The organism is Treponema sp. R8-4-B8 (genome assembly GCF_054786175.1).
This window is the reverse complement of record NZ_BDHE01000480.1, coordinates 101326-108019: the sequence shown is the minus strand read 5'-3', so window position 1 is coordinate 108019 and position 6694 is coordinate 101326. Positions and strand designations below refer to the sequence as shown.

At 38.1% G+C, this 6694-nt stretch carries 7 protein-coding genes and 1 pseudogene; 6 read left to right on the top strand and 2 right to left on the bottom strand.

Annotated elements, in window-relative coordinates; genetic code table 11:
* From ACYVRA_RS10105 to ACYVRA_RS10080, 6 genes and pseudogenes are all read left to right on the top strand, one after another.
* Nucleotides 1–385 (top strand): annotated as a pseudogene (locus ACYVRA_RS10105) (hypothetical protein); the annotation flags it as partial.
* A 244-nt stretch (nucleotides 386–629) separates the two neighbouring features.
* Nucleotides 630–1826 carry a serine hydrolase domain-containing protein gene (locus ACYVRA_RS10100; RefSeq protein ID WP_461252574.1) on the top strand — a complete coding sequence of 399 codons (1197 nt, stop codon included), beginning with the start codon at nucleotides 630–632 and terminating at the stop codon, nucleotides 1824–1826.
* 13 nt (nucleotides 1827–1839) lie between these two features.
* Nucleotides 1840–2658, top strand: coding sequence for an ABC transporter permease (locus ACYVRA_RS10095; protein ID WP_461252573.1), 819 nt, complete (start codon nucleotides 1840–1842; stop codon nucleotides 2656–2658).
* A gap of 49 nt (nucleotides 2659–2707) precedes the next feature.
* Nucleotides 2708–3490, top strand: a complete 783-nt coding sequence (locus ACYVRA_RS10090) for an ABC transporter permease (RefSeq protein WP_461252572.1) — start codon at nucleotides 2708–2710, stop codon at nucleotides 3488–3490.
* The gene (locus ACYVRA_RS10085; protein WP_461252571.1) at nucleotides 3490–4476 is read left to right on the top strand and encodes an ABC transporter ATP-binding protein; all 987 of its coding nucleotides are present in this window, start codon (nucleotides 3490–3492) and stop codon (nucleotides 4474–4476) included. Before ACYVRA_RS10090 ends, ACYVRA_RS10085 begins: the two co-directional genes overlap by 1 nt.
* 304 nt (nucleotides 4477–4780) lie before the next feature.
* On the top strand, nucleotides 4781–5200 hold the full coding sequence (locus ACYVRA_RS10080; RefSeq protein WP_461252570.1) for a response regulator: 420 nt from the start codon (nucleotides 4781–4783) through the stop codon (nucleotides 5198–5200).
* A 9-nt stretch (nucleotides 5201–5209) separates the two neighbouring features.
* On the opposite strand, the gene ACYVRA_RS10075 is transcribed toward ACYVRA_RS10080, so the two are convergent.
* Together ACYVRA_RS10075 and ACYVRA_RS10070 are read right to left on the bottom strand one after the other, a co-directional pair.
* A complete protein-coding gene (locus ACYVRA_RS10075; RefSeq protein ID WP_461252569.1) occupies nucleotides 5210–5389 on the bottom strand; it encodes a hypothetical protein in 180 nt (59 codons plus the stop codon).
* Between the two features lie 128 nt (nucleotides 5390–5517).
* Nucleotides 5518–6678 carry a glycosyltransferase gene (locus ACYVRA_RS10070; RefSeq protein WP_461252568.1) on the bottom strand — a complete coding sequence of 387 codons (1161 nt, stop codon included), beginning with the start codon at nucleotides 6676–6678 and terminating at the stop codon, nucleotides 5518–5520.
* Nucleotides 6679–6694: the final 16 nt, after the last annotated feature.

Sequence of the window (6694 nt, the reverse complement as noted above, 5' to 3'; positions counted from 1 at the left end):
AGAAACGATATTTAATAAATATATTCAAACAAAATTGAATATAAAAATTAAAGACACCGGCAATGCAATGACATATTCTGAAATAAAATCATTCAATAAAAGTATAAATATAAAAGAATTAAAAGATTATAGGGTAAAGGTCGGAAAATCTACGCAAAAAATAATTAAAGCTATTAGATTTAGTGATATAAAAAGAAAAGTTGAAAAAGAACAGCTTGAAAGAATAAAACAAAATGGAGGCGTAACAAGCAATCCAAAATCAATCTGGTTATTGGATTTTTGGGGAAAGAAAAGCATACTTGGATTAATAAATATGCCTATAACACGTCATCAAATTGTTCACTTAAATGATTGTTTTATGATAAAACAAAAGTATAATAAATAAAGAGGAAAAAACTGTAGTTGGAAAGAAGGTCCTATTTTTGCAAAACAAATGGAACAAAATAAATTTACCGAATGGGAAAGAGTTTTTGTGGTAATTGATCAAAAATATAACTATCACTATATCGAATGTCAGCTTTGGAAAAAAAATTATCAATTTAGTTAGAAATAAAATAGTTAAAAATGATCAAAAATGTTCATTTAATTATTTTTGAATTTGATAAATTCCTGTTATAAGGAGAATTAAAATGCTATACACGCAAGGAAAAACGGATTGTAAGCCAAGCGAGGTTGGCTATGATGAAAAACGGCTTGACGTGCTGAACAGCCACTTGCAGCGCGTCATTGATGACGGCGAGATACAATGCGCTACCTACTGCATATCACGAATGGGAAAGATTTTCGCTCATGGCGGAGTGGGGAAAAAGTCTTTCCGTAAGGACGATAATACTCCGGTTCAGCCTGATTCTACAAGATATGTAGCCTCTATTACCAAGGTATTTACGGCAGTCGCCATAATGAAACTTGTCGAAGACGGCTATACGCGGCTGGATGTTCCGGTGGGCGAAATTTTGCCGCAATTCAATACGCCGTCTTATAACGGCGTTACGCTGTTTCAACTTTTAACCCATACTTCAGGTTTGCACGCGGACGGCGGTTGTTTTGAAAACAAATACCAAAGCAACTACTGGAAATTGATAGAAGACGCATACAATCTTTGCAAGCCCGCTAAGAAAAAAGATTTTGACTGGCTAACAGCCGCTTTAAGCACAATCGGCAACGGCTTTAGAGTCAAGCCCGATACCGAGTGGGCATATTGCAGTTTTGGTTTTGTCATTCTTGGAGCGGTTATCGAAAAATTAACCGGAATGTCAGCTCACAAATTTATCGAGGACAATATCTGCAAACCGTTGGGTATGAAGGACACGTCTTTTGACGTAACGGTGGAAATGGCAAAGCGGTATATCGTTTCGGATGAAGAGCTTGAAAAATACGTAAACGCCACGATAAACGGAACTTATGAGCCTCAATGGATTGGAGAAATACTAAATATTCCCGGTACCGGGGGCGGTCTTAATTCGACGGTTTACGATTTAAACCGTTTTGGGAACATGACGCTCTTTGGCGGCACGTTAAACGGCGTGCGCATCCTTGGCAGGAAAGCAATGGAAAAAATGACAAACATTGTCAGCGCTCTTCCTAATTTTTGCTGGAACGCAAAAGAAAAAGAACGGTACTACGGCGTCGGTTTTGACATGCGAAACGGTCCCGCCTTTACATTCTCCCAAGGCACTTTCATGCATGAAGGTTCTGGAGCGTGTTCTCTGTACATTGATCCGAAAGAAGAGCTTGTCGCCGCGTGGATTGTCCCGTTCGCGAAAGAAGGCTGGTTCTCACGGGCGCTTTTCAACGTACATAATATTATTTGGTCGGGATTGATATAAAAAGGAACGTTACGTGAACAAGTTTAAACAAAAACTCGACACATGCAAAGCGATAGCGTTTGCTACAATTAAAGAGTATTTAGTTTATCGTTCTCACATGATGATTTCGATCTTTGTTGGTCCCGTTTACTTTATCGTGCAGTACTTTACTTGGACTGCCGTTTACAGCGGTGATGGGGTAATAAGGGGAATCGAGTATTTGCAGATAATCCGTTACTTTGGCATAATGACGCTGATTGGTTACATGACATGGGATTCCGCTGACTGGAATTTGTCCATGTTAATACGCACTGGCAAATTTTTAACATTCGCTCTCCGTCCGATTCATCACCCCTTTTTCGCCCTCTCTCAAAAAATTGGACACCGGGTGCTAGGAACCCTTTTAGAAGCCTTACCCTGCGCCATAATATTTACCCTGCTATTCAAAGTTAATATGATGCCGTCCAGCATACCATGGACCGCGCTTTCGATACTTATCGCCTATTTTATTTTCTTTTATATAAGCTACATCATAGGCATAGCGTCATTTTGGATTGTTGATTCTGAGGGGTTACGCCATTTTTACAATATTCTTTCCGGAGTATTTTCAGGCGCTTTTATTCCCCTTACTTTTTTCCCTAAGCCATTGCAAATTATTCAATTTTTTCTGCCCTTCCAGTACACGTCTTATGTTCCTGCGATGGTATTTATCGGGAAATACACGTTAGGTGATATTGAATTATCAATTCCAGCGGTGGTAGGTCTTCAGGCTTTGGCGCTTTTATGTTTATTCCTTGTATCCGAATTTTTGTACAGTTTGGCTATGAAAAAGTTCACGGCGGTTGGAGCGTGAATAGTGGATAGTGATTAATAGTTAGAAAATTAGTGATTAGGAATTGAAAATGAAAAGATTTTTGGGTATTTATAAAACTTGTATAACAACTGCAATGTCTAGGGCGTTGATCTACAGGCTTAATTTTGCGCTTTCAATGTTAATATCATTGTGTTATAACTTGCTGTTTCCTTTAACGACAATACTAATTTACAATTCGGGAGCAAGTTTTCCCGGGTGGAATTTTTACGAAGTTTTATTAATACAATCTATTTTTACACTTTCGATGGGGCTTGCGTGCGTCGTATTCAATAATGTGTTATGGTCAACAATGCAGTACATACGGGAAGGCAGTTTTGAAGTCGTCCTTTTACGCCCAATGAACCCGCTTTTCTTTTTAATCGCGACCAATTTTGACACTGGAAGTATCGGGCTTATAATCGGCGGCGGCGTAATGTTCGGCATTGCGATAGCGCACGCAGACTTTGTTTCGCTTGCCGCTATCGGTCAATTTTTACTGTTATTCGCGGGAGGATTCGCCGTAATGAGCGGGTTTCAAATGATTATGGCGGCAACATCTTTTAAGTGGGTAGGAAATTCGCGCTTACCTGACATTTTAGACAGCATACTGGGATTTGGGAAATATCCGCTGTCTATTTTTCCACGGACAATAAAAACGCTTGCGTCATTTATTATCCCTGTAGGCATGATTGGCTTTTATCCCGCAAGCGCGTTATTGGGACGGCTTGAGCCGTTTGTATTAATTGCGGTTATCCCGTGCGTACTGTTCATGTGCTTAGGAATATGGCTGTATCAATATATGATCAAAGAATACGAAGGAGTCGGCGGCTGATGAGTATAATAAAAGTTAATAATCTTGTTAAAACTTATACCACTTTCAAACGAGGAAGCGGCGTGAAGGAAACTTTGCGGAGTTTTTTCAAAAGGGAAAAAGTCATTGTCAACGCTGTTGATGATATTACGTTTACAGTTAAAGAAGGCGCTATCTGCGGAATGTTAGGCCCTAACGGGGCGGGCAAATCCACCACGATAAAAATGCTCTGCGGAGCGCTCTACCCTACTTCAGGGGAAATTAACGTTATGGGATACTCGCCCAGCAAAGAACGCAAAAGGTATGTGCGGGAAATCGGAGCGGTATTCGGACAGCGTTCCCAGTTAATCTGGGACATTCCTCCGATTGACAGTTTCAACATGAACCGGGCAATATACGGGATAACTCAAGCGTACTACAAATCGCGACTTGATGAATTAACCGAAATGTTTGAGGTTAAAGAAGTCATGCACAAACCGACAAGGGTTCTGTCTCTCGGCGAGCGAATGAAGTGTGAATTTATTATGGCAATGCTCCACAAGCCGAAAATTGTCTTCTTGGACGAGCCTACAATCGGGCTTGACGTTATAGCAAAGGCAAAGATCCGTGAGTTTATCCTGAACATTAACAAAACAGGCACAACTTTTATTCTTACCACCCACGATTTGGAAGACGTAAAACAACTTGCCGATAATGTGATAGTTATAAACCACGGGAAAAAGGTCTTTGATGACACATTGCAAAAATTACAGTTAAATCTTGGGGAGAAAAAGATTGTCGAGCTTACGCTTGAACAGCCGTTTGACAATGAGGCGGTTCTTCCCGACAACGTAAGGGTACTTGAACAAAAATCACCGCTGGAAATAACTTTAGAAGTTGACGCTTCAAAAATTGCAATCGGCGATTTTATTAAGTTTCTTTCAAGCAGGATTGCGTTATCTGACATTGCAGTAAAAGAACTGCCAATGGAAGAGATAATCACGCAGATTTATAATGAAAATAAGTAAAATACATGACAAATTCAATAACTTTATCAATTTTATCGTAATTATCGCGAAATAGACGATGTTTTATTGTCGCTTACCGCAATAGTATCTGTTGTATTAATGGCACATACTACCATTATATTTATGAATTATGCTTAAAATTTTAATAAAAGTGAGAATTTCAGTATTTTTAACTATACGCATGTATAGCATAAAAGAATAATAATTTTATATTGACAAAACAATAATAATTTTGTAAATTGTATATTATATTAGTGAAATTAATTTTTGTATTAACAAAAAGCATTAATTTAGGAGTTATTAAATGGCTAAAGACATTAATTCGCGTAAAAAAGTTCTCTTGGTTGATGATGATGAGATTCATCTTTCTATCACTGAATTGTCGTTAAAAGATGAATATGATGTATTTATGCTTAAATCAGGTGAAGAAGCATTAGAATTTTTAAATAAAAGCCAGATTATTCCGGATTTAATAATGCTTGATATTTTAATGCCTATAATGGACGGTTGGATAGTATTCGATAGAATTAGTGATATTGCGGCTTTAAAATTCACTCCAATAATGTTTTATACGTCATTGGAAGAAGAGAATGCGAAAGAAAGAGCGTATGAGCTTGGCGCGTTTGATTACATTACTAAGCCTTGCGAGCAGTCAATTTTACTAAACAGAATAAGCGAAACGTTAAAGAAAGCTGAACAGAAAAAACAGCAGTACGGCATATAACGAGGCTTATCAGTCATCGATTGTTTTTATCATATTTTTCTTCCCCATTAAATATGACTTTGTAATAAACATTTCGATAACTTTTTTTGCGTCATCACTGCTTTTATTAAAAACCTTGTTTGATAAAACAGCCAATTCTTCTACAATTTCAGTAGAATCAATTTTTTCTTTAAGTTTTTCCAAATTCATATTTTCCCCATGATTTTATTTAATGGAAGTATACTATAAAATTTTAAAAAATCTGTCAATATGTCGAATTGTCCTGACTGCGGCGATTTTATTAAAGTATTGGCGCAAAACCGCCTTTAAAACGGTTATTACCGTTTCCGGTACTCCTCATAAACGTCAATCATTCTTCTGATAAAATTATCAACTGAATAAGTCCTTGATATTTCTTCGGAGCGTTTTCCCATTTTTACTTTTTTATTCTTATCTGATAAAATATCAATGGCCTTCTCCCACATCATTTTATCATTTTCTACAGCCCAGCCGTTATCGCCGTTTACTACCATTCCTTCAATGCTTGGATCGGCGGCGGCAACAATGGGAAGCCCCGCCGCCATCGCTTCGATAAATGTAATCGGGTGAACTTCACTGTGCGACGCGCTCATAAAAATATCCGCCGCCGTGTAAACCTGGCGTATTTCGTCCGGCCAGCGCAGATACCCGGTAAACACGACTGAATTCGCAAGACCCGTCTCGTAACATTTTTCCTGCAATGATTTTTTATCAGGACCGTCGCCTACAAGCATCAATTTAACATTATTTCTGCGCGAATGAAGCTCCTTAAAATTTTCGATTAGCGTTACAATATTTTTTTCGCTTCCCAACCGTCCTACAAAGACGATCAATTCATCGTCATCTGTAATATTGTGCGTCTTTCGAAAATTAATTGAATCCTTGTTTATATTTTCTGAATGTTCATAAAAAAGCGAAAGATCAATCCCGTTTGGAACTATATGTATCGGCATAGGCAGCTTTATTTCTTCAAGAAAATTTTTTATTTTTCTTGAAGGCGCTATTATGCACTTTTGACTGCGTAAAATCTGACGAAAATACGCGCCCAAATTTTTTCTAAAATAAAGCTCCAAAAGGAACGGCGTATAATTTAAATAGTCCTTATAAAAAGTGTGCATGGTATGAATCGAGGGAATTTTAAGTTTGCGGCTTACAATACGCGAGGCAAGATACAGGCTGAACTCCGTATGCGCGTGAATAATGTCAATGTTAAGGGATCGGACTTTTTTTATCACCTGCTCGGCGATAAAAAAACCTATCCGATGCTGAGGTTCATTTTTAAATTGAATTGACGAGCTTGTGCGAAAAACATTTTTTTCTTCCGCCGCGTCAGGATGATGGACTGTAAACACATAGACATTATGCCCCTGTTTTTCCAATTCAGTCTTGAGCGTCCTAACAACCGTAACAACTCCGTTCACTTGAGGAGTATAACAATCGCTAAAAAGAGCTATATTCACGCCATTATTATAAACT

What these genes read in the sequence shown, in the direction of transcription:
- ACYVRA_RS10100 (WP_461252574.1), top strand. Translation starts at nt 630, where the DNA reads ATGCTATACACGCAAGGAAAAACGGATTGTAAGCCAAGCGAGGTTGGC.
- ACYVRA_RS10085 (WP_461252571.1), top strand. Translation starts at nt 3,490, where the DNA reads ATGAGTATAATAAAAGTTAATAATCTTGTTAAAACTTATACCACTTTC.
- ACYVRA_RS10080 (WP_461252570.1), top strand. Translation starts at nt 4,781, where the DNA reads ATGGCTAAAGACATTAATTCGCGTAAAAAAGTTCTCTTGGTTGATGAT.
- ACYVRA_RS10075 (WP_461252569.1), bottom strand. Translation starts at nt 5,389, where the DNA reads ATGAATTTGGAAAAACTTAAAGAAAAAATTGATTCTACTGAAATTGTA.
- ACYVRA_RS10090 (WP_461252572.1), top strand. Translation starts at nt 2,708, where the DNA reads ATGAAAAGATTTTTGGGTATTTATAAAACTTGTATAACAACTGCAATG.